Annotated in this window: 17 protein-coding genes; 11 read left to right on the top strand and 6 right to left on the bottom strand. The window is 48.8% G+C overall.

All coding sequences use genetic code 11. From position 1 onward, the window contains the following. On the bottom strand, positions 1-894 hold an 894-nt coding region (locus tag BSZ32_RS18745), incomplete at its 3' end, for a hypothetical protein (protein ID WP_165788702.1). 17 nt (positions 895-911) lie between these two features. Further along, positions 912-1,397 (bottom strand): hypothetical protein, encoded by a 486-nt coding sequence (locus BSZ32_RS18320; RefSeq protein WP_129589638.1) that lies wholly within the window; start codon positions 1,395-1,397, stop codon positions 912-914. A 156-nt stretch (positions 1,398-1,553) separates the two neighbouring features. On the opposite strand from BSZ32_RS18320, the gene BSZ32_RS06940 reads away from it, so the two are divergent. Together BSZ32_RS06940 and BSZ32_RS06935 are read left to right on the top strand one after the other, a co-directional pair. Continuing rightward, complete coding sequence (locus BSZ32_RS06940) at positions 1,554-2,459, top strand: DMT family transporter (RefSeq protein ID WP_105042769.1); 906 nt, start codon at positions 1,554-1,556, stop codon at positions 2,457-2,459. Positions 2,460-2,495: 36 nt separating this feature from the next. Beyond that, complete coding sequence (locus BSZ32_RS06935; RefSeq protein WP_105042768.1) at positions 2,496-2,789, top strand: hypothetical protein; 294 nt, start codon at positions 2,496-2,498, stop codon at positions 2,787-2,789. Positions 2,790-2,914: 125 nt separating this feature from the next. Here the strand turns inward: BSZ32_RS06935 and BSZ32_RS06930 are convergent, their stop codons facing one another. The 4 genes from BSZ32_RS06930 to BSZ32_RS06915 form a co-directional block, all read right to left on the bottom strand. Beyond that, positions 2,915-4,750, bottom strand: a complete 1,836-nt coding sequence (locus tag BSZ32_RS06930) for a sodium:solute symporter family protein (RefSeq protein WP_105042767.1) — start codon at positions 4,748-4,750, stop codon at positions 2,915-2,917. 45 nt (positions 4,751-4,795) lie between these two features. Beyond that, positions 4,796-5,065, bottom strand: a complete 270-nt coding sequence (locus tag BSZ32_RS06925) for a DUF4212 domain-containing protein (RefSeq protein WP_105042766.1) — start codon at positions 5,063-5,065, stop codon at positions 4,796-4,798. 154 nt (positions 5,066-5,219) lie between these two features. Beyond that, entirely contained in the window at positions 5,220-6,689 is a 1,470-nt protein-coding gene (locus BSZ32_RS06920) for an arylsulfatase (RefSeq protein ID WP_105042765.1), read from the bottom strand. A 10-nt stretch (positions 6,690-6,699) separates the two neighbouring features. Next, positions 6,700-8,118 carry a sulfatase family protein gene (locus BSZ32_RS06915; RefSeq protein WP_105042764.1) on the bottom strand — a complete coding sequence of 473 codons (1,419 nt, stop codon included), beginning with the start codon at positions 8,116-8,118 and terminating at the stop codon, positions 6,700-6,702. Positions 8,119-8,370: 252 nt separating this feature from the next. Between BSZ32_RS06915 and BSZ32_RS06910 the strand changes: the two genes are divergently transcribed. The 9 genes from BSZ32_RS06910 (at position 8,371) to BSZ32_RS06870 (ending at position 21,073) form a co-directional block, all read left to right on the top strand. Beyond that, a complete protein-coding gene (locus tag BSZ32_RS06910; protein WP_129589637.1) occupies positions 8,371-10,023 on the top strand; it encodes an ATP-binding protein in 1,653 nt (550 codons plus the stop codon). A gap of 301 nt (positions 10,024-10,324) precedes the next feature. Beyond that, positions 10,325-10,963 carry a 3D domain-containing protein gene (locus BSZ32_RS06905; protein ID WP_165788701.1) on the top strand — a complete coding sequence of 213 codons (639 nt, stop codon included), beginning with the start codon at positions 10,325-10,327 and terminating at the stop codon, positions 10,961-10,963. Positions 10,964-11,111: 148 nt separating this feature from the next. Then, on the top strand, positions 11,112-11,762 hold the full coding sequence (gene nth, locus BSZ32_RS06900; protein ID WP_105042761.1) for an endonuclease III: 651 nt from the start codon (positions 11,112-11,114) through the stop codon (positions 11,760-11,762). A 280-nt stretch (positions 11,763-12,042) separates the two neighbouring features. Further along, positions 12,043-12,828 carry a MotA/TolQ/ExbB proton channel family protein gene (locus tag BSZ32_RS06895; RefSeq protein ID WP_105042760.1) on the top strand — a complete coding sequence of 262 codons (786 nt, stop codon included), beginning with the start codon at positions 12,043-12,045 and terminating at the stop codon, positions 12,826-12,828. Positions 12,829-12,918: 90 nt separating this feature from the next. Further along, positions 12,919-13,371, top strand: a complete 453-nt coding sequence (locus BSZ32_RS06890) for an ExbD/TolR family protein (protein WP_105042759.1) — start codon at positions 12,919-12,921, stop codon at positions 13,369-13,371. A 26-nt stretch (positions 13,372-13,397) separates the two neighbouring features. Continuing rightward, positions 13,398-13,859 (top strand): ExbD/TolR family protein, encoded by a 462-nt coding sequence (locus BSZ32_RS06885; RefSeq protein WP_105042758.1) that lies wholly within the window; start codon positions 13,398-13,400, stop codon positions 13,857-13,859. Between the two features lie 128 nt (positions 13,860-13,987). Continuing rightward, complete coding sequence (locus BSZ32_RS06880) at positions 13,988-17,053, top strand: tetratricopeptide repeat protein (RefSeq protein WP_129589636.1); 3,066 nt, start codon at positions 13,988-13,990, stop codon at positions 17,051-17,053. 84 nt (positions 17,054-17,137) lie between these two features. Beyond that, positions 17,138-18,079, top strand: a complete 942-nt coding sequence (locus tag BSZ32_RS06875) for a Mul1B family putative transporter subunit (protein ID WP_105042756.1) — start codon at positions 17,138-17,140, stop codon at positions 18,077-18,079. 132 nt (positions 18,080-18,211) lie between these two features. Further along, positions 18,212-21,073: a hypothetical protein gene (locus BSZ32_RS06870; protein ID WP_105042755.1), complete on the top strand. Its 2,862-nt coding sequence runs from the start codon at positions 18,212-18,214 to the stop codon at positions 21,071-21,073. Positions 21,074-21,106 lie beyond the last annotated feature (33 nt).

The raw sequence follows: 21,106 nt of genomic DNA, 5'->3' as shown, positions 1-21,106 counted from the left end.
ATTGAGATAGAGGTTCTCTCCTTGCGCAGAATCTCCTTTTTTAGCCGTCACTTGGAGATAGACATGTGAGAGGTTATCTTTGTCGAACTTGGTGAAGACTGGCTCTTTGATCAATTGCTCTAACCTATTTTTATAGGGAAGATAAAATCTATCTTGGCTATACTGGGAGAAGTTTTTTGTGCCGAGACTAGCGACCATAGCTTGTTCAAACTTTGGTCGCAGTACGTCTGCTCTGCCAACTATGACGCGCACGCTCTTCTCAGGTTTTGGGTCGAGCGTGAGGGGTAAGACTTGTTCGAGGTCGTACTGAGGGACGACCCAGAAGACGCGGAGTCCGGGCTTGTTGAAGTAGGATTTCCACCAAGTTTTTACCATTCCATTGGCTTCATCTGTGCTGAGGCCTTGGGCGACGAGGCCTTGGCGCATTTGTTGGAAGACTTCGACTTGTGGATTCTTTGGTGTGATCCATTCGTTTTCAGCCACCAGAGCAGCCTGGTTAGGCTCAACGCGGCCTAAATTTTTATAGCGGAATTTTCCGCCTATATTTTCGAAAGCAAAGGCGAATGGGATGGCTTGTTTGCTATTGTTCTGCACCTTGAGGGTTTCATTGGAATCGACACTGAAGGTGGCAGGCAGCTGGAAGTTTCCAATCCCTCGGTAGAATAAGAAATCTTCATACTCGTCAACGACTTTGAGCATGTTGGCGTCTGGCACGCGCGGGTAAATCCAGGTGTAATTTTCTTCTGCTTTGAATGTGAATGCTGGGTCAGCCTGGGATTTAGGGAGAATTTCCACATCCCATTCGATCCCGCCAGTGTAGGGTTTGGAAAAATCAATAGGGGCATTGATAACCATCTCACGTCCAGTGAGCGATTTTGCTAGAACCTCGCTCATCTTGAGGTTTTTGCCTGTCAGTTTGTTGGGAGTGTCGCCTGTAGTTCTTTGTGGATACCACTGGCTGATCGTGCCGCCATTGAACCCCACTTTGACATGCACCTTTGGGGTGTCGTCACCGTAAAATAGAGGACGGGTGTTTCCATTTTTACCGTAACATTCTGTAGTAGGGACTGGTGCATCCCCTTCGAGAATAACGGAAAGTATTGCTTGTTCTCTCCTTGAACAACTAACATCTGATTCTCGTTTTGAGTGGATCGACCACCAAAGGAATAGTTTTGAGGTAACTGATTAACAAAGGCACAGAGGTTTCCCGATTGTGGAGCTATTCCTACATGTGAATAGACGAAGGGTGGCTGGTGCTCTTCTTCTGTGTGTAGTCCAGTTAGCGTGCGGCCGTCTGATCCTGAGACTTTGGTGAATGTTCCCCATTCGTGCATTTCATAAGCATTCAAAAATGGGCTAAGACCACAGAGGGTGAGTAGCGGTAAATAATTTTTCATAACAATCACTTGTAGCATGAATATCTGTAGGGAAATACATGAAACAGCTTGGTTTACAGACTCTTTACAGGCTGCGTGTGCTGCCTTTGGTCGGGAAATTTACTGAGACCTATTCCTCCTTGCATCTTCACAAAGGTGGGGTGAGCTTGGCAGCAGATGAAGCGCTCGCCCTATTTTGTTTTCCTCCCGGTCTTGCTGTGCGCATTGCTCTGGGGCAGCGCGTTCCCTACGATCAAGATGGTCTACAGCCATTGGGCAGAATCTGGGATCGAGGTAAACATCTTCGACCGTTGGTTATTCGCTGGGGTGCGTTTTACCGTGGCGGGTTTAGGGCTGTTGCTGATTGCTAAAAAACCGTGGGCAGAATGGCAGGCGACGCCTAAGAGGTGGGTAGCTCTGCTGGCGGTAAGCCAAACTTTGCTGCAGTATCTTTTCTTTTACTTGGGGCTCTCACTCTCGAGCGGCAGCCTCACAGCTTTGATGGCATCGACGGGAAGTTTCTGGTGGATGATATTGGCTCCAGTGATGTTAGGCACTGTTTGGCCTCGTCTTAGGCAATGGTTGATTTTGGTAGTTGGCGCCATGGGCGTGGCGCTAGCGGTCTATGCTCCTGGAGCGGGAGCTGGAGAGCCTCTGCTCGGTGCCATTTGCATCATGTTCGCTACTTTCTTTGGTGCTATCGGTATTATTGTCGTTTCTAAAGTAAAAGCTACGATGGGTTCGCGCGCCGCTACTGGGTTTGCCCTCTTCCTCGGAGGTGTGGGGTTGTGCTTAGTGGCTGTGCCTGCTTGGGAGCACATCACTCAGTTGTTTGATGGCTACGTCATCGTTGTGACTGCTTGGTTGGCTCTCGTTTCAGCTCTGGCATTTGCGGTTTGGAATCATCTATCTACCCAGTACCCTGTGCCATTGTTAGCGAGTTGCCGTTTCCTTATTCCGGTGTCTGGCGTTCTCCAGTCGCTGCTCTTTTTGCCTGGCGAGTCCGCGGGGTGGGGTTTGATCGTTGGCGGCATGTTAGTCATAGGGTCGATGCTCGTGGCTACTTGGATGAAGCGCGATTGATGTTGATTTTGTGGATTAAATACTGACAATTAGCCCATGGCTGGACACGAGCGACACGATTGGAATGAGGATACAGAAGAGGGAACTCGTCTGTATAAGGCTGTATATTTCGCTAAAGAATGGCGATTTGCGACAGCAATGAAGGGATCACGCAGTGCTCCTGCTGAGTGGGGAGACATTCATGAACCGACCACAGAGCATTGGCAGGCCCTCCGTGATATTCTTTTCCGTAAGTATCAGCGCAAGCGTTGTCCTTGGAAGTTTATCGAAGCTATCGATAAAAGGCTCGGTCGCAAAGTTGATGATATTAAGCAGGGTCGAGGTAAGTAAACCTACCAGCTTTGGGCACTGAGAGGAGTGTCGAAGGTCAGAGAATCGAGTAGGGTTTTGACCTACACAAAAAAGCCGCTGTGACCTAGAGATCACAGCGGCTTTTGTTTTATTAGAGGATAGTGTTAGTGGCTGGCGTCCCCCGCATCCGATGGGATGTGGATGGACTCTACCATGTCCTGCACTTCTTTCGGAGGAGCAGGGGTGAAGGCGGAGACGATGAAGGTCACTGTGAAGTTGATGAGCATGCCAACGAATCCGATACCTGCAGGGCTGATGCCGAGGAGGAGTTGGTCTTTAGGACCATCGAGGAATTGGAAGTATACGATGTATCCAATGGTGAAGCCGATTCCACAGACCATACCTGCGATCGCTCCTTCTTTGTTGACGCGCTTTGAGAAGATACCCATGAGCAAAGTCGGGAAGAAGGATGAGGCGGCGAGACCGAAGGCGAGAGCCACTGTCTCTGCAATAAACGTGGAAGGTGGGTTGATACCGAACCATGCAGCGACCGAGAGTGCTACGAATGATGCGATACGAGCGTAGCGCACTTCTTCTTTATCACTGAGATCCGGCTTGATGATGTTTTTCATCAAATCGTGTGAGATCGAAGTAGAAAGAACTAACAAAAGTCCAGCAGCAGTGGAAAGCGCCGCTGCGATACAACCAGCCATGAGGAGAGCGATCACCCATTTTGGAAGGCCAGCCATCTGCGGGTTAGCCATCACCATGATGTCTTTACCGAACCATAGTTCGTTCGGGTTAGACATGTCGGCTTTGACCGCGAGTAAGCGCTCACCATGAACTCCAATGAGTTGACCAGTTGGTGTTTCCTCCGGTGGATAAATTGGCTTTTTGGCTTGGAATACTTTGTTGCTCCCGTATTTCTTATTGTTTTCATCTAACTTCTCAGGGCCGAAGTACTGGATCTTGCCGTCGCCATTCTTGTCCACCCATGCCATCTGGCCGGTTTCCTCGAAGTTGCCGAGCCAGGCTGGAGCTTCTTTGTACGAGGTATTGTGGAGCGATTCGATGAGGTTGACGCGGGCGAACGCTCCGATTGTTGGAGCCGTGAGGTAGATCACTGCGATAAAGAGAAGTGTCCAGCAAGCGGACTTACGTACAGCTTTGACGTTTTTCACAGTGAAGAAGCGAACAATCACGTGCGGCAGACCAGCAGTACCAAACATAAGCGCTGCGGTGACACAGAACATGTCGATGGTGCTCATCTTGCCATCGGTGAATCGGCTGAAGCCTAGATCGGTGTTGATGGTGTTGAGCTTTTCAAGGAAGGGGACGGGGTCGCCAGCTCCTGCAGTGTACTCGCCGATGAGTCCGAGCTGAGGGATGACGTTGTTAGTCATCGCTATGGCGATGAAGATCGCGGGGATGGTGTAGGCAAATGCCATGACGCAGTACTGAGCCACCTGAGTGTAAGTGATGCCTTTCATGCCGCCGAGGCCAGCATAGAAGAAAACGATAGTGCCACCGATGAGCACACCCTTAGTAAGCGAGATACCGAAGAGCTGTGAGAAAACCACGCCTACTCCATTCATCTGCCCCATGATGTAGGTCATGCAGATGAAGATCGCGCAAACCACGCCCACTCCACGAGCGAGCTTGGAATAATAACGGTCGCCTAGGAAGTCTGGGACAGTCGCTTTGCCAAATTTACGGAGGTAAGGAACCATCAGAACTGTGAGTAGCACGAAGCCGCCAGTCCAACCCATGAGGAAGCGTGAGGCGTCGTAACCAGAAGCTGCAATTCCACCAGCCATCGAGATGAAGGTGGCTGCTGACATCCAGTCGGCTGCAGTTGCCATGCCATTGGCGAGTGGGGATACGCCACCACCAGCGGTGTAGTATTCCTTAGTGGATCCTGCACGCGAACGCAGGGCGATAGTGACATACACCGCGAAGGTGATGCCGATGAAAATGAAGTTGAGTTGATCTTGGTTCATTGAAATAGTCAGGTGGAAATTGGGAAAAGCAGTGAAAAAGCGACGTTATTCGTCTTCGTCTGCGTAGCCGTGTTTTGCGTCGAGCTTGTTCATTCTCCAGGCGTAAACAAAGAGGATGAGGAGGAAGCTGATGATGGATCCTTGTTGCGCCATCCAGAAACCGAAGGGAGCAGTGCCAACGTTAGGCATATTGAGATCTAACCAATCACGGAAAAGCACTCCGCAGCCGAGGCTCACAGAAAACCAGATAGCTAACAAAATGAGTACTAGGCGGAGGCATGCGCGTCGGTGCGCTCGAGGATGGTCAATTTTCATAGGGTTTGTAGGGAGTATTCCTAGGTGTTGGTTTGAATGATGACAAGCAGGGAAAGTGTTCTTTTTGAGGAGTGTCGTTTTTTAGACATCTCAACTGATCTACTCAGCTCTGAACACGCTTTGTGAATCCGCAGAAAGTGAGGGCGTGGCTCGATTACTTTTTGTCGACCAGTGGAAGTGGGAACTTTTGGTTCACGGTGCGACTGGTGAGCCAAGATTTTTCGAGCAATTGGACGCGCTCTGGGTTCTGTTTCGCGAGGTCGTGTTTTTCCTTGGGATCTGACTGGATGTCGTAGAGTTCCCAGTTCTTTGGTTTTTTTGATTTTATCCCGCGGCGGATGGCTTTCCATTTGCCGTCGCGGATGGCGATGATGCCGCCGTAGCCGTGGAACTCCCAGAACATGGGTTCATTTCGCTTGGCTACTGGCTGGCCTGAAAAGGCTGGCAGGAGGTTGATGCCGTCGGATTTAGAAATATCAGCGCCGGCAATGTCAGTGAGAGTGGGGAACCAGTCAGGAAAGTAACTGACCGTGTCGTTGGTGGTCCCAGCTTCGATGTGGCCTTTCCAGCGGACGATCATGGGAACGCGGAGGCCGCCTTCGTAGGCTGAGCCTTTACGCCCGCGGAGGTCGTTTACTGAATTAAAGAACTGGGTGTCCACTCCGCCCTCATCCGTTGTGGCCCCATTGTCTGAGGTGAAAATGATGAGGGTGTTATCGTAAATGCCTTCGGCTTTGAGTTTGGTGACGATGGTGCCGACGTGGTTGTCTAGGTCCGTGATCATGGCAGCGTAGCCAGCGCGTGGGCGTGGGTGGGGGAGGTAACCTTGCTGACCGCGGTACGGCTTAGTGTCCCATGATTTAGGGTATTTATTGATGTCTTCTTGGTGAGGCTGCATGGCGACATGTGGCTCTACGAATGGCAGGTAGAGGAAGAAGGGCTTGGCTTTGTTTGCGCCGATGAATTTGACGGCTTCGTCGAGAATGAGGTCAGGTGCGTAGCTCTCTGCACGGTAGGTGTCAGCGAGCACTTCTCCCTTTGGTTGGCGTGCGCGACCTGGAATAGGATGCTTGTTGATGGTGACTTGATCTTCGTCGCTATCGAGGTAGGCAGGGTAAAAGCTGTGGGCGTTGCGCTGGCAATTGTAGCCGTAGAATCGGTCGAATCCCTGCTTGATAGGTGAGCCAGTGCTCCATGTGGCTCCGAGCCCCCACTTACCAAAGCCGCCAGTGGCATAGCCTTGTTCTTTGAGAACTTCAGCGATGGTTACCGCCTCTGGCGAGAGCGGCGTCTGGCCACCGTAGAATGCTTCTTTGCCCTTTGGTTTGGTCTTTATTTCGCCATTATTGCGGACTTCGGCGTGGGCCAGATTTTTTCCAGTGAGGAGCACACAGCGGGCTGGACCGCAGACGGGCGCGCCGGAATAATGGTAGTTGAACTTCATGCCCTCGGCTGCGAGTTGGTCGATGTTAGGGGTCTTTATTTTCTCTTGGCCATAGCATCCTAGTTCACCGTAGCCGAGGTCGTCGGCGAGGATGAAGACGATGTTCGGTTTCTCAGATGCGCTGAAGGCTGGGGAGCTGAGTAGGCAAAGTAGAGTGAAGCTTAAATTCTTTTTGAGCATATTGATGGAGCTAATTTTTAAATTGATCGAACTCTGGATTCACACACTTCTGTTTCCAGCGGTTGTAGACGGCTCTGAGTCCGGCTGGGGATTCTGGCTGCATGCCTTTGTCGCCAGTTTCTTTCTGCCAGTTTTCTAGGATAGAGATGTGCTGTTGGAGAGTTGTGGCATGTTTGGGGTCGGTGGCGAGGTTGTTGATTTCAAATGGATCCTTCTCTAGGTCGTAGAGTTCGTGCTCTGGGCGCTTACTAAAGTAGATTTTCTCCTGCAGCTCGCTGAGTTTACCCGCTGCGTGCATGCTCTTGAGCTGTTTGATGTAGTCCTTGGAGTCGCGGTATTGTGGTTGGAGGTAAATGCGGTCGGTCTTGAAGTTCCGAAGGTAGCGGAACTTTTCGGTGCGCACGGTGCGTGTGACATCGATGGTGTAGTCACAGCGATCACGGGCGGAGATGACGTGGTTGCGAGGCTGGTGGTCTTTGGAGAATAAGTCTCTGCCTTCGCTCCATGCAGGAGCTTCGATGCCGGCGATGGCCAGTGTGGCAGCGCTGATGTCTAGACCTGAGACGAGGTCTTTACGGCGCTGGTTCTTTGGTAGACCAGCCCCAGCTACGATGAGTGGCACGCGGACTCCGCCTTCGTAGCAAAATTGTTTATGGCGGACAGAGTGGTTGTTGCCGTGGTCCGAAAAGAAAAAGACGACGGTGTTGGCTGCGCGTCCAGATTGCTCAAGCTCGGCAAGTATGCGCTTCACATCAGCATCTGTCTTGCGGACTGTGTTGTAGTGGTGCGCCCACCATTTTTTGAACACTGGGGTGTCGGGGAAATAGGGAGGAACCTCGATGTCGTCGGCTTTGACGGCTCCATTTTTGATTCTGGATTTCCCACCAGCTAGCTGAATCTGGACAAAGAAAGGTTTGTCGGCGGGGAGTTCGCTGAAATTGCCAGTGCCTCTCTGGGCGATTCCTTTCTTTTGTCCGTTGCCGATGGAATAGAGCTCAGATCTTTTGTAATCAAAGTTGTAGTCGTCCTTGCCGCGGTTGAAGGTGGCGTAACCATTTTCTTGAAAAATCTGTGGCAGAGTTTTCCAGCCTTTTGGTAGCTGGATGAGGGCGCTTTTGTCGCGGGATGATCGGTGGTTGTGGGTGCCGCTAGTGGTCTGCATGGCGCCGGTGATCATAGCGGAACGGGTGGCGGAGCAAACCGGAGCTGGTGTGTAGCAGCGCTCAAAGAGCACGCCGTCGGCGGCGAGTTTGTCTAAGGTTGGGGTGGATTCTTTGTTGATGTCGTCACCGTAAGCCCCGATCCAAGGTGAGAGATCTTCGACATAGATCCAAAGAATATTCTTATGTGTGTCCGAGCTGTCTTTAGCATCCACGCTGGCGATGCTGAGTAGACAGGAAATGAGTGCGAGTAGTTTGAGTGATTTCATAAAAAATGAATGGACTGTGGAAGAGTCTCGAAGGGGAGACACCTACTGGATGCTGCGGCTAGCTTAGTCTGCCGCAGAGCGGTGTCGAGCCACTAGCAGTCCAGAGCAGCTGCGCAAGATTTGAGATCTATTCAGCTTTCGTCAATTTCGTTTATTTCGCGGTAGGAAATGGGTTTCACCCATTGGGCTTGCAAATCTTCTGCTAGATTATAGTTGCCGAATGGGGGAGTGATCGGTGAGGTTGTAGGGGTGATGAAACTTCCTAGTTGGTCAAAAGAGGTGATAGCGTCCTATGAGAGTGGGACGGCTGGGTGCTTTGTGTTACACGGCAATGTGCACGATAGTGTGATGTTAGGTCACGGTGGAAGGAAGCGACAGCTGGGGAATTTAGGAGATTTTATCCAGGAAAGTTTGCTGCCAAAGTTTGATGTGGTGCTGAGCTATGATCTTGGCTTTGGCATGCGGGTGGAACGTGGTGGCGATATCTTTAGAAAGTGGCCATCGCTGGACGAGACTCCAGACATCCCGCATCACCCCTTGCCGGCTATTCGTCTGATGACTCACTACATGCAGTATTGTAGGAATCTCAAGATTATGGGGCGTGAAGCACCACGAGTGGCGGTGGTGGTGAAGCAGGCGCATTTGGTTTGCCCCGCGCTGCCGAATTTACTCAACTACGATTTGAGCTCGATGGCCTCGCTGCTGCGAGGCTGGGCGGCGGAGGCGAAGTTGCCGGATTTTGGACAAGCAGCCTTCTTGGTGTCGGAGAATCTCAATGGACTGCACCCGTTGGTGTCTGAGAGTAGCCGGGTGTGTGCTCTGGATGTGCCTTTGCCGGATCAAGAGGCTATTCACGCTGCTCTAGAGTATTTAAAGGCGGACTGCGGGAGTGCTCTCACTAACTATGATGGGAAATTAGAGCAAGTGGCGGAGCGCTTGGTCGGGGCGACTTTGATGTCGGTGGAGCAGCTGTTGCGCCGTAGCAGCCATGATGGACGGGCTCTCGACGATAAGAGTCTAGCGAAGCTGAAGAAGCAACTAGTCGAGCGCGACTGCAAGGGGCTGATCGATTTTGTTGAGCCGGACCGAAGTCTAGAAGATATAGTAGGGCTGGACGGAGTGAAGAAGTGGTTGCGGCAGGATATCTCCCTGTGGAACCAAGGCGAGCTAGAGGCTATGCCGATGGGTTACCTAGTTTGTGGGCCGGTGGGTACGGGCAAGACCTATCTAGCGGAATGTTTGGCTGGTGAAGCCGGTGTGCCTGTCGTCACGATGCGTAATTTTCGGGACAAGTGGGTGGGGTCAACCGAGGCGAATCTGGAGAAAATCTTTACATTACTGCATGCTTTAGGGCGTTGTATTGTTTTTGTTGATGAGGCGGATCAGGCATTAGGCAAGCGTGATAGTGGGTCTGGTGACTCGGGGGTTTCATCGCGTGTGTATTCCATGATGGCAAAGGAGATGTCGAATACTCGCAATCGAGGGAAAATCATGTGGGTGCTGGCATCGAGCCGACCAGATTTGATAGAGGTGGATCTCAAGCGCCCTGGGCGCATTGATGTGAAGATTCCTTTGTTTCCTTCTCTAAACTCGCAGGAGGGATTCTCTCTTATCCGTGCGTTGTGCAAGCGAAAGGGAGTGGTGGTGAATGAGGAAGATTTCAGTGAGTTCGAGGGGGTGATTCCGCCGTTGCTCACAGCAGGTGCTGCCGAGACGCTGGCGGTGAAAGCGTATCGGGTGAAAATGACTGAGAGTCTGACGGATAAAGAGGCGCTAATGGCATGCCTGAGAGAATACAGGCCACCCGTTTCTCTAGAGACTTTGCGTTTCCAAATGCGGATCGCAGCGGATGAGGCGACGGATGCGAGCCTCATCCCAGCAGAAGTACAAGAGATGCTAAAATAGTGTTTTCGTGCTCCGGTGACGGACTATTTTCTGAAAATGGAATACTTTAAACGGCGATTATGCTCGGATCTTTCAGAAAAATGCATTTTTTTCACATTTCTAGAAAGTCCATGGAAGTATTGATATTTCGGGGCTTGTTGCGCTTGGAGCTGTAAATATTGGGTGGAATCGAGTCCTGCCGTCTTAAAAAAGATTTGCGCCAATGTGTCGGCACCCCTAGAAGTCGCCCCCGAGAGGGGATTGGGACTTGTTGGTAGTCAACATCCCATGAACTAAACCTAACAACTTATCAGCAATGATTATGAAGAGCATACTTTTTAAGACGGCAATGGGATTGGTAGCGAGCGCTGCTTTTTCCAGTTGCGCACTGCAAGCCGATTCGGCCACGGGTTCTAAGAAAGTGGTGAAGGGGATGCCACACGCCCCTTGTTCCAAACTAGTAGCGAAAGATGCTGGGCGTACTAAAGATAAGCACGGGATGGTGACTTATAAGGACAGTGAGCGTCGTCGTCACGTCCGCACAACATCCTATTCACACATGGAGAATGAGCCTGGCGCTCCTGGCAAGATGAATGCCGCAGGAACAACTCTGATATTTAACAATAAGGTGCGCAGCGCTGCCGCCGACTGGTCGGTGTATCCTTTGGGTACGAAGTTCCGTATCAAAGGGCTGCCCTACCTTTACGTGGTGGATGACTATGGCTCCTCTCTTGCTGGAACAAACACAATCGACATTTATAAGCCGACCCTATCAATGATGCGCAAGTGGGGGTCTCGCAATGTGGAAGTGACTGTGGTGCAATGGGGAAGTTATGAGCGCAGTCGCCGACTTCTCTCCGGTCGCAGAGGTTATTGGCATTGTAAGAGAATGCATACAGCGATCGTAAAGAAGCTCAATACTGGTAAATATGCCAAGCTGGAAGAGGCAGTCCTCTTCTAAGAAAATAATTTTCGGCCCTTCATGGTGAAGGGCTAAATCATAGCAGATACTGCCGCTCTGGATTATTCTAGAGCGGCAGTATTTTTTTGTAGAGAGAGGTGCTGCTCCAGCCTTGGCAAGTGAAGGCTCATTGGATATGTGTTCTTTTATGTTGAAAGCAGAGAGGGCTGAGTGGGTGATGCATCGGTTGGAAGAGCTCTATCCGGAGACTCCAATCCCGTTAGATCATAAAGATCCATTCACCTTGCTGATAGCGGTCTTGCTTTCGGCTCAGTGCACGGATGCAAGGGTGAATACCGTCACTCCTGCTCTTTTTGAGTTAGCTGACAACCCGTCAGATATGGCCCAGTGCGCCGTCGAAGATATTCAAGCGATTATCCGGCCCTGTGGCTTGTCACCAAGAAAGTCGAAGGCCATTGCCGGCCTCTCTAAGATTTTGATGGAGCAGCATGCTGGTGAGGTGCCGCAAGATTTTGCCGCATTGGAGGCATTGCCCGGGGTGGGTCATAAGACCGCCTCGGTGGTGATGGCTCAGGCGTTTGGAGTGCCGGCATTTCCTGTGGATACACACATCCACCGGCTCGCCCAGCGGTGGAAGCTGACTGATGGAAAAAATGTCGAGAAGACCGAAGCCGACCTTAAGAGGCTGTTCCCCAGAGAGAAATGGAATAAGCTTCATTTACAGATCATTTTTTATGGTCGTGACGCCTGCACAGCACGTGGTTGTGATGGGACTGTTTGTGGGTTTTGCTCCACACTTTTTCCGCTGAGAAAATCGCCAGTTGTTACCAAAAAATAGAAAAAACGCCCTAAAGTTTTGTTAACTTTACTTAAGCACTACCAACGGTTAGAGTTGTGAATGTATATTTTCTGAAAAATATACGGTCGCTTGGAAACGGTGTAAGTCACCTATTTTAAACAAATTTTATGGGTCCTACGTGGGTAAGTGAGCGAGGTTTTCAGATTATTTCCCAAATTACTTCTTTACTAGAGACGATCGATTAAGAGAATCACGAATCTACTATGATTCAATAGGTCATTTAGACACACACCTAGACCCACGCACCCACGATAAAACTATGAAACATCTTTCGCCTCGACCGCTTAGAACAGCTGGAATTACTCTCTTCACAACATTGCTAGCAACTGCTCCATTGTTTGCCCAAGACACTGCCGCAAAAAATGAAAAAAGTGCATTGGACTCCTACTTTTTAGATGGTGGTCCATTGACTTGGTTCATTGTTGCTGTCGGCATTCTCTCACTTATGGGCTTGAGCGTCTATAACTTCATCAACCTCGGTAAGGCAAAGTTTGCACCTGATGATCTCAAAGAAGCTCTCCTCGATCACATGCTCAACTGCCGTGTTCGCTCGGCTATCGAGCTTGGAGCATCACACCCAAGCTACCTTGGCCGTATGCTTGCCTATTCCCTTCCTAACATCGATGCTACTCAGCCTGAAACTCTTGGGCGTGATGCCGTCGAAGATGCGATTGCTGATTTCTCTATCAACGAGAACCGCAAGCAGATGATCTGGATCAACCTTATTTCACTGGTGGCTCAGTCCGCTCCGATGATGGGTCTTTTTGGTACAGTGTTCGGTATGATCGCAGCCTTCGCCACATTGGAGCAAGCTGGTGCTGATCCATCTCAACTTGCGGGAGATATCTCGATTGCGCTTCTTACAACTATGTGGGGACTAGTGATTGCGATTGCTTCAGTGATCGCTTACTTCTTCTTTAAATCTCGCTACAACAACCTCGTAGCGGACTGTCACCAAACAGCTGAGGAACTTATCAATGCTTCTGTACAGACTGTGAACGGTGAAGCACATCTTGCTAAGATTCCTGAGGGTCTAGCCGTTTAAGCCTTCGATAAGGCGACACGAATGGTGGCGCAGTAACTCTATGAAGCTGCGCCTAGTCTCCTCAATCGTAATTACGAACTAGGAATTTCAATGTCAAATAAACTAAGAGAACTCAGCGCCCGCGAAGAGGACGAAGCGAAGATGGACATGTCACCAATGATTGACATGGTTTTCCTGCTCCTCGTTTTCTTCATCGTGGTGTCCACACCGATGGTGGTGAAAATGGACGCCAAGGTGAAGCCCTCTGTAGCCTACAATGCGAAGCAGCCTGAAGAGAAGCGCGGACGTATCGTCGTCAACGTACGCTCCGATGGAACTATCTACCCAATCGATGTGGAGGATGGCCCATTAGAGACTGATGAAGACATCACTGAATACGTTAAAGCGTTCAAGGAGAAGTATGATAACCAAGGTTTTGATCCACGTCTCCACCTTCGTGGTGATAGGGAGTCTGTGTTCAAGTATACACGGAAGGTGATCAAGGCTGCAGCCTTGGCCGGTGTTGATAGTGTTATTTTCTCAGCGTTTGACTTCGAGAATTAGAAAACCCAATAAAAATTTAGAATACTATGTCCAGACGTAAAAAAGGACTCGTTCCAGAAGATGATGAACCAGAATTGGACATCTCGTCATTGATTGACGTGTGTTTCCTCCTCCTCATTTATTTCATGGTGACGGCGACGATTCAACCACGTGAGAGTGACCTCGGCATGACTTTGCCGTCTCAAGCTCCCTCGGATACTCCGCCAGATCTTAAGCCGATGCTTATCGAAATTCTGGATAATGGATCCATCCTAGTGAATAAAGAAGAAAGTCTCGATCTCGCGGCATCAGGCGCGAGGCGTAATTTGCCGCTTTTGGCGCAACGGCTTCTGATCTATAAAGATGGAGCATCTGCCGCGAACGAGGACCCACTTGTTCAGGTGGCTGTTCGTGGTGAAGCGTCTCAGCAATCGGTCATTGACGTGCTCAACTGCCTCGTTGGTTTAGAAATTCAGAAAGTCACCTTCACGGATTTCTCCAATGACTAATTTTGCACTTATTGCTAATAAACTCTCACTTAGTAGCGTTATACTACTACTCATAACAATAGTGCCTTTTTAGGGCGCGTTCCTCGGATCACGCCTTTTTTCAAAACTCAATTTTTTCTTAGACACCCATGAAAACTCATCATTCTCTAACAATCGCCTTTACTCTAGCTGGGGCGTCACTCGTTGGTATGGCCCCAACACAAGTAAGCGCTCAAGATATCCAGGAAGCGGTACCCCTAGGGATCCAAGCAATGAATGAAAAAAAATGGGAACAAGCGCAAGGAATTTTCGCTAAAATTATTGAATCCTACGGCGGCGACCGCGGTAAGCGTCTTTTTGGCGGACGTTTTGGGATCATTTATTACAATAAAGGTTATGCTGAGCAAAAGATGGCAACGAATTTTAAGGGGCTTGGAGGCGAGGAGAACCTTGCCAAGGCCGCTGAATATTCTAGCCTTGCGAAAGAATCGTTTACAAAATCTTATGCAATCCCGTCGGATGACAAAAGTAAGAATATTTACCACAAGAAATCGCTTCTTTGTAAAGGCCAAGCACACCAGGCGTTAGAGGAGTACGAGGAAGCCATTACTAGCTATAAAAAATTCATCGCTGAGCGAGGACCTCGAGATAAGTTCAACAGAGGGATGTACCAGATTAATATGGCGATTTGTCACTTCAGACTCGATGAACCACAGATCAAGGAAGGGATCGTATTTTTTGATACATCTCTGAAGAATAAAGACCGTTGGAAAACTCCAAATACGGCTATTGTCTCAGCATTCCAAGCTCTCACAAGGGCTATGATTGCAACCAAAAATGAGCGCGCTCTCATTGATTTTCTCAATCAAAACCGCTCGGCAATCACTCTGCGGCCATACCAGATGGTGCAATTTGGTCCCTTTTTCCAGAAATTGGCGACGGATGCTCTCACTGCTGACATGCAACAGGCTGCATATAGTCTGTTCGCATTGATTCCAGGCACTGAAGTTGCTCTGAGCGACTTAGGCGGGATTAAGGAAAAGCTCGCGCTTTATCCTGGTTTAGCAATCAAAGAAGGTTCCGATTTTATCTCTAAGGAACGGATCAGCAAGTGGTACAGCGATTTGCGCGATAAAGATCGTTCCGGCGACCCTCCAGAAGTGCTAGCTCTCAGCGCTTTGGCCTTCACTCACGAATCTAACGGTAATGTACGAGGAGCATACCGAGCATATGAGCAACTCGAACTCTATTTTCGCGATTCAACCCGCCGTGAGGTGAACCTTTACAACTTAGTACGGACTTCGGCGGTGGCAGATGAACTTTCCGTTACTGTGGGTTATGCTCAAAAGTTTCTCGCGAAATATCCAGAGAGTAAGTACCGTGAACCTGCAGCAAATATGATGCTTTCTTTACTCTTTGCGAATAGTAAATATGAAGAAAGTGAGTTAATCGCTGGTGAAATGATAGCTGACTTGCCGAAGCCATCTCCTCTGCACGATATTTGCCTGCACGTTTTGGGTGGCTCAAAGTTCTACTTAGGGAAATTCGCTGAAGCTCGCCCTCACCTGGAAGAGCACCTCAAATTATATGAGAAGAGTAAATATAGTATTTCCGCTAATTACTTTGAAGCTTCAAATCTGGCCCAATTACAGTTGTGGGATCAGGCGGGTGTGAAGTTGAAAAAATTCCTTAAAACGTACCCAGATTCTACAAAAAACGTATTTTTAGCCTATGCCCTCAATGATCTAGCAAATGTGCACTCCTACAAGGGGGAAGATGAAATAGCATTGGAAAACATTGCACGTATCGAATCCGAGTTTCATGAGTCAAATGTTGCAAATACGGCATACAACCTTAAAGGCAGTATTTTACAGAATATGGGACAACTTGATGAGGCTAAGAAATATTTTCTCAAGGTATGTGATTCTGTTGAGGATAGTGACAGTGATGTGAATCAGGGTGAGTCACTTTACCGGCTGGTAAACCTCCTCGGTGCAGAGAAAATTGATAAAAAGCCTAATGCTAATATGAAAGAGGCTCTTCCGTACTATGATCGTTTCTGGAAAAATCACCAAAACTCGCCTTTTAAAGGACTGCTCGCAGTTGCTGGTATGCCGGCTTTGATTGAAGCTGGACGAGATGACGAAGCCTTATCTAATCTTCAGCTTGCGATTACTGATATGGCAGAGCGTAAGAAATTTTCGAATTTGGAAAAGACTATTGCTACATACACAGTATATTATCTTCAGGCACAGGAAAAAAAGAAAATCTCACCGTCAAATGCAATAAGTAACTTGAAGTTGCATTACTATACCTTCCCAGGTATAGATAAAAAAAATATCCGAGCACTTGCGTTACTTCGTATTGCTGTGATTGGGGTTTATGAAAAAAGTTTAAAAATTGCCTCTAAAGAAGGAAATGAAGCTCTCGTAAGCCGTATCCAAGCTGGCATCAATGCCACCTTCAAGGACTTGAAGACTGCTTATCCTGTGGAAAAACTCTCCGATTCTGTTCTTATCCGTATAGGTGATTATCTTCGTACTAAATCCTCAGCTCCTCGCCAGGCTCTGCCATATTACCAAGAGCGCTTGAAACATACGCAGCCTAATGGCCGTATATCTGCAGAGTTTGGTATTGCCGATATCTACGGTAGAGCTGGAAGCAATGCTGAGATGACTAAAGCCATCGGAATGATGCAAGATGTCATCAAGCAAAAGGACACTACTAAGAAAAATCGTGCTAAAGCGCATTCAAGCATGGTTCAGATCTATGCTAAGCAGGGTAACTGGAACAAGGTGGTCGAAGAAGGGGTACTCTATCTGGAGGAGCACACCAAAGAACGTACGGCTATCCAGCAACTCCTCGCACAAGCATATGATGAGCAAAAAAATTATCTTAAATGTATTGCAATTAACTCAAATTTAGCTGGAAACAACAGATCAAACTGGGATGTCTCAGTGCCTGCAATGAACCGTGCCACCGAGCTTATGTGGGCTCATGGTACGGCAGCAAAGGATGGTAGATCGAAGCAACAGCTGGCATACGAAGTGGCAGCTCGATACATCAAGTCATCACGCGCTGCATTTGATGAGCATAAAGATGAAATGTCTGAAATTGTTCGTACCACATGGAAGCGTATTGATGCCCGAGTCATGAAATGGGAAGATAGCGGGAAAATCCAAACCTTTGCGGAGATGGAAAAAAATAATAAGTAGTCCAGTATTGATTGAATCCAAATATCTGGCGACACAAACAATGAAATTGTGAGCGCCAACTAACAAAAATATTTAACAAAGAATATGAAATTACTCACAATGCTCATGGTAGCCATCTTTGGCTTCACTCTGTATGTTTCAGCTCAGCAACCTGAGCGAGTTGCGATAAGAGGCTTCCTCATCATGGCCGATAGTACATACGAAAAAGTGTTGCTCTTGGGAGCTACTGATAAAAGGATTTTCTATGTGCCTAATATAAAGGCAGTGGATGTCAGCAATAAGCGTCGCGGCTCTGTTGCTTCAGTCTACATCACGGAGCCGAAAGAATACACAGAGGCGATGTCTCTTTTCGAAGATCGTAAGTATAGCGAAGCTCACACCAAGTTTGGTGAAGTGATGGAGCGTTACAAGAAGTTCCAGCCAATCAAAGATAACCACTACACGCTCGCTGGTTTCTATCAGCTCGAATGTCTTCGTAAGCAATTGAAGGCAGCGGAACTCGTGAAAGCAGTGGCTGCCTACGACACGCAAAATCTTATTCGCACAGATCTCCTCAAGCAGCTCGAAGTGTATAAGTTTTGGGAAGTTCTGAACTCGAAGGATTGGGCTCGGCTTGATCGACTTGCTGGCGAGTGGAAGAGCAAGCGTGTGCCAATCTCTCAACGTGCACAGATTGCCTATTGCCATGCTACGGCGCTAGAGGCTCTCGACCGCAAGACTGATGCTCTAAATATGTATGCTCAGGCAATGACGGCTGATTATTCAAAATCAGAGGAAATTGTGCGGGAGTCAGTACATGCAGCGCTTCGTGTGTACCAGTCTATGCCTGAGGTGAAGGCTGCGATGAAGCTATGGAAGAGCCCCGATGAAGATATTTACTCCTCTGGTTATCGTTTACTGGCTGAGGCGAATGCCCTGGCACGTCTTTACAATAAGGCTGGCATGGGGGCGGGTGTAGCGCTGCCGGCTAAGTATGTGGAGTTTCTTAAGTTCACGGCCGATGATGCCCCTGGTCTGAAGAAGTAAGAGCCCGCAAAATTAATTGAGTCACGCACCCGTTCCATTTTTTGGACGGGTGTTTTTGGTCTAAGGCCATTGGTTTCTTTTTTTCGCTCTATGTGGTCTAAGAATTTCCCTATGCTATAAGTTAAATTAGAAATGAATAAGCCAGTACAGATTTGGATCACAGTTGCATTGCTAGCACTGGCGAGCCCAGTGGCATGCGCTCTAGAAGTCGGGGATGACCAGCTTCGTCTGGCTGTGAGTTTGATGCAGAATGAAAAATGGCAATTAGCCTATTCTGTGTTTTCTGAGATCGACGATGCTGAGCAAGCCGCCGGAGTGTCAGAAGGAGTGTACGGTAAGCTCCTTTTCAGTATGGGGCTGTGTCAGATGGAGCTGGCAAAGGAGGGGGGAGCCGAGTTACGTGAGGGTTTCTATCAGAAGGCACTGAAAGATTTTGAAAAGTGTCGGAATTTTATTGGTTCGCCAGATGATCAAAATCCGTACGTTCGTCGCAGTCTTTTGCGCATGGCAATGTGCTATCAGGCGCTGAAGCAATTCGACGCCGCTTATGCAGCGTATGCAGCATTTTTAGTGGAGCGAAATCAAATCAGCGATGTGTATGACCACGGTAACCTGCTGTTGAATTTGACAACATGCTCATTGCGTCGGTCCTCACCTGTAAATGCCGAGACCTTGACCTATCTGCAGCAGGCCGTGGACGGGCGCAAACGCTACGAGATAGAGACGGCGGCACTCTGCGATGTTGTGCTAGATGTGTATGGCGTGTTGGCTGGCAGGTTTTCTCCAGAGCAAGAACTGCTTCTCTTGGCTTGGTTGGCTGAGTTGACTCCCAGTTTAGAAGATGACTCAGATGTGTTTTTTGCAGCACTGAGCAAGACGGCTCAAAAACTCTTTGATAATGGTAATGTAAAAAGTACTCAGTCATTACTTAGAGTCCTGTCATGGCTTAGTGCGCAACCTGTAGAAAAGTTAGATTTTTCAAATTCTGTTGGGCGTGATCCCGTCCTAGTCGCGCGTTCGATTGAGCAATATGCCTATACTCAATCAGCTCAGCAGCGGGGTAATCTACTCGCTCAGCTCATTGAGCGGTTCCCTCAGTCGGCTAGAGTGTCTGAATGGTTGTATCGCTGCATTGTGGCGCATTTTGAACTCGACCAAATCGAGCTGGCACGCGCAGATGTCGAGCTCTACAAATCTAAATTCCCGGATGGTGACTATCTAAGCTCTATTGAGTTACTAGAGCTAAGCAGCCTTTTCGATGCTGGCCAATATGCAGAGGCTTTAGCATTGGCTGAGGCTGCCTCAGCTGGAGCTGGGGAGCAAAATGAAGACCGACTTTATGTGATGGCTGGTTCGACTTGTTTTTTAGGCGAGTATCATCGGAGCTTTAGTTTAGCAGCTAAGTACTTGGAGCTATATTCAGATGGTGAGCACACGGAGTCCGTGCGGTACTTCCAAGCGGTGAACTACGCCCGTCTGGGCTACGCTGCTGAGGCTCGCTCTATTCTGTCAGAGATCACAACTGGTGGGCTCCAAGTCTATGCTCAATATGAGCTGGCAATGCTAGATTTCGAGTCAGCATCTTACCTGAAAACTCAAGAACGATTGGATGAGATTCGCGAGCTTGAGTTAGATCCAACCTTGCGGGTTCAAGCAGACCTGCTCTCAGCCCGTACTTCTGCCATTCTGCGAGAGCGTGAGACAGCTGAAATTTTGTATCTAGATGCGCTCAAGTTGGCTAGATCCTCCCACTTGCTAGAGCTGGAGCAAGAAGTCATGTTCTACCTAATCGCCTTCTACGGCCGTGAAAAAGTGGCAGGGGAACCCAACTCGGACATGGAAAAGTGCCTGCCCTACTACGACGCGTTTTTTCAGAAATTTTCGGATTCCCCGTATGCCGCTCAGGTAGCGTCGGCGGCAATGGCTGCATTGAAAAATGCTGGTGAGTTAGATCGTGGAATCAAGACGCTTGAGCGGGTTCTTCAGTCTGCGTGTAATGCATCAAAGGAAGCTGGAGTGCGTGATGCTGCGAGCGCTTTGATCTGGGCTAGAATTGACGCAGGAATGAAGCCTTCTGAGCTCAAGCTTCAGTTTAGCTCTCATGAGCCTTCCCACTTTAGTTCAGTGCAGTGGTTTGCTCTGATTGAAGTTTATGCTGCAGGTCTTGATCAAGCGCATACAAGTTGGGGGCTTAAATTGCGCTACGATGCTACCTTACGGGGCATGTACGCCGAACTCTCACTGCAGGCCAAAGATGTTAAGCTTCCTAGCTATATCGATTTGGCTCTGGGCGAATGGTATCTGATCGATGAGAATTTCCCTCAGTTGTCTCGTGATCATTTTGCTAACGCTCGGTCGTCTGATTTGATTCGCCAGCAAAAAATCGCAGTTCTTGGCATAGTAAATTCTTTAAGGGTATCCGCGACTGAGTCTGATTTAAAGCAAGCGCAGAGATTGATTACTAACTTGCTGGAGCGCTTTGGCGAAGATGAGAAATTGCTGGAAAAAGCTATGTACGAATCGATAGAAGTTCTCTCCAAGCTCCAGTCGTGGGATGTTCTAACAAATGAGTCTAAAGAATATCTAACAAAACATAAGTTCGACTATCGTCGCTCGAGAGTCTGGTACCTATTAGCTAAATCCTACGATTTGAGGGGAATGAATGAAGATGCGATGGCAAATTATTCTCGTGTTTTTGCGGGATACACACGGGTTTTGGCTGTTTCTGCGCCGTCTGTAGAGAGGTTAAGTGAGCTCACTTGGCAAAGAAACCGTCCAGAAATGACGGGGGAGAAGGCTGATAGACAGATTGCTTATCAACTAGCACATCGCTATTTGACGATGGTGAAGGACTATCCGGAATGGGAAAGAAAGCGTGTTGGCGTCCATGAGTCCTTGGCGGCTATTCGTGCTAATGTCGATACCTGGGAGTCGAGTGGGGAGGTGATTTCTGTAGAACAAATGCTCAGAGAAATACGCCAGGGCAAGCGCTAAACAGGCTTCATTCTAGGCAATAAAAAACCCCAC

This window comes from Rubritalea profundi, from assembly GCF_002954445.1.
Taxonomy (GTDB): domain Bacteria; phylum Verrucomicrobiota; class Verrucomicrobiia; order Verrucomicrobiales; family Akkermansiaceae; genus Rubritalea; species Rubritalea profundi.
Note: the sequence above shows the minus strand (reverse complement) of the source record. Positions and strands in the feature narration are given on the sequence as shown.

Coding starts and splice junctions, on each gene's coding strand:
- BSZ32_RS06895 (WP_105042760.1), top strand. CDS start 12,043: ATGAAACATCTTTCGCCTCGACCGCTTAGAACAGCTGGAATTACTCTC.
- BSZ32_RS06920 (WP_105042765.1), bottom strand. CDS start 6,689: ATGCTCAAAAAGAATTTAAGCTTCACTCTACTTTGCCTACTCAGCTCC.
- BSZ32_RS06935 (WP_105042768.1), top strand. CDS start 2,496: ATGGCTGGACACGAGCGACACGATTGGAATGAGGATACAGAAGAGGGA.
- BSZ32_RS06885 (WP_105042758.1), top strand. CDS start 13,398: ATGTCCAGACGTAAAAAAGGACTCGTTCCAGAAGATGATGAACCAGAA.
- BSZ32_RS06915 (WP_105042764.1), bottom strand. CDS start 8,118: ATGAAATCACTCAAACTACTCGCACTCATTTCCTGTCTACTCAGCATC.
- BSZ32_RS06910 (WP_129589637.1), top strand. CDS start 8,371: ATGAAACTTCCTAGTTGGTCAAAAGAGGTGATAGCGTCCTATGAGAGT.
- BSZ32_RS06880 (WP_129589636.1), top strand. CDS start 13,988: ATGAAAACTCATCATTCTCTAACAATCGCCTTTACTCTAGCTGGGGCG.
- BSZ32_RS06870 (WP_105042755.1), top strand. CDS start 18,212: ATGAATAAGCCAGTACAGATTTGGATCACAGTTGCATTGCTAGCACTG.
- BSZ32_RS06905 (WP_165788701.1), top strand. CDS start 10,325: ATGAAGAGCATACTTTTTAAGACGGCAATGGGATTGGTAGCGAGCGCT.
- BSZ32_RS06890 (WP_105042759.1), top strand. CDS start 12,919: ATGTCAAATAAACTAAGAGAACTCAGCGCCCGCGAAGAGGACGAAGCG.
- nth (WP_105042761.1), top strand. CDS start 11,112: ATGTTGAAAGCAGAGAGGGCTGAGTGGGTGATGCATCGGTTGGAAGAG.
- BSZ32_RS06925 (WP_105042766.1), bottom strand. CDS start 5,065: ATGAAAATTGACCATCCTCGAGCGCACCGACGCGCATGCCTCCGCCTA.
- BSZ32_RS06875 (WP_105042756.1), top strand. CDS start 17,138: ATGAAATTACTCACAATGCTCATGGTAGCCATCTTTGGCTTCACTCTG.
- BSZ32_RS06930 (WP_105042767.1), bottom strand. CDS start 4,750: ATGAACCAAGATCAACTCAACTTCATTTTCATCGGCATCACCTTCGCG.
- BSZ32_RS06940 (WP_105042769.1), top strand. CDS start 1,554: ATGAAGCGCTCGCCCTATTTTGTTTTCCTCCCGGTCTTGCTGTGCGCA.
- BSZ32_RS18320 (WP_129589638.1), bottom strand. CDS start 1,397: ATGAAAAATTATTTACCGCTACTCACCCTCTGTGGTCTTAGCCCATTT.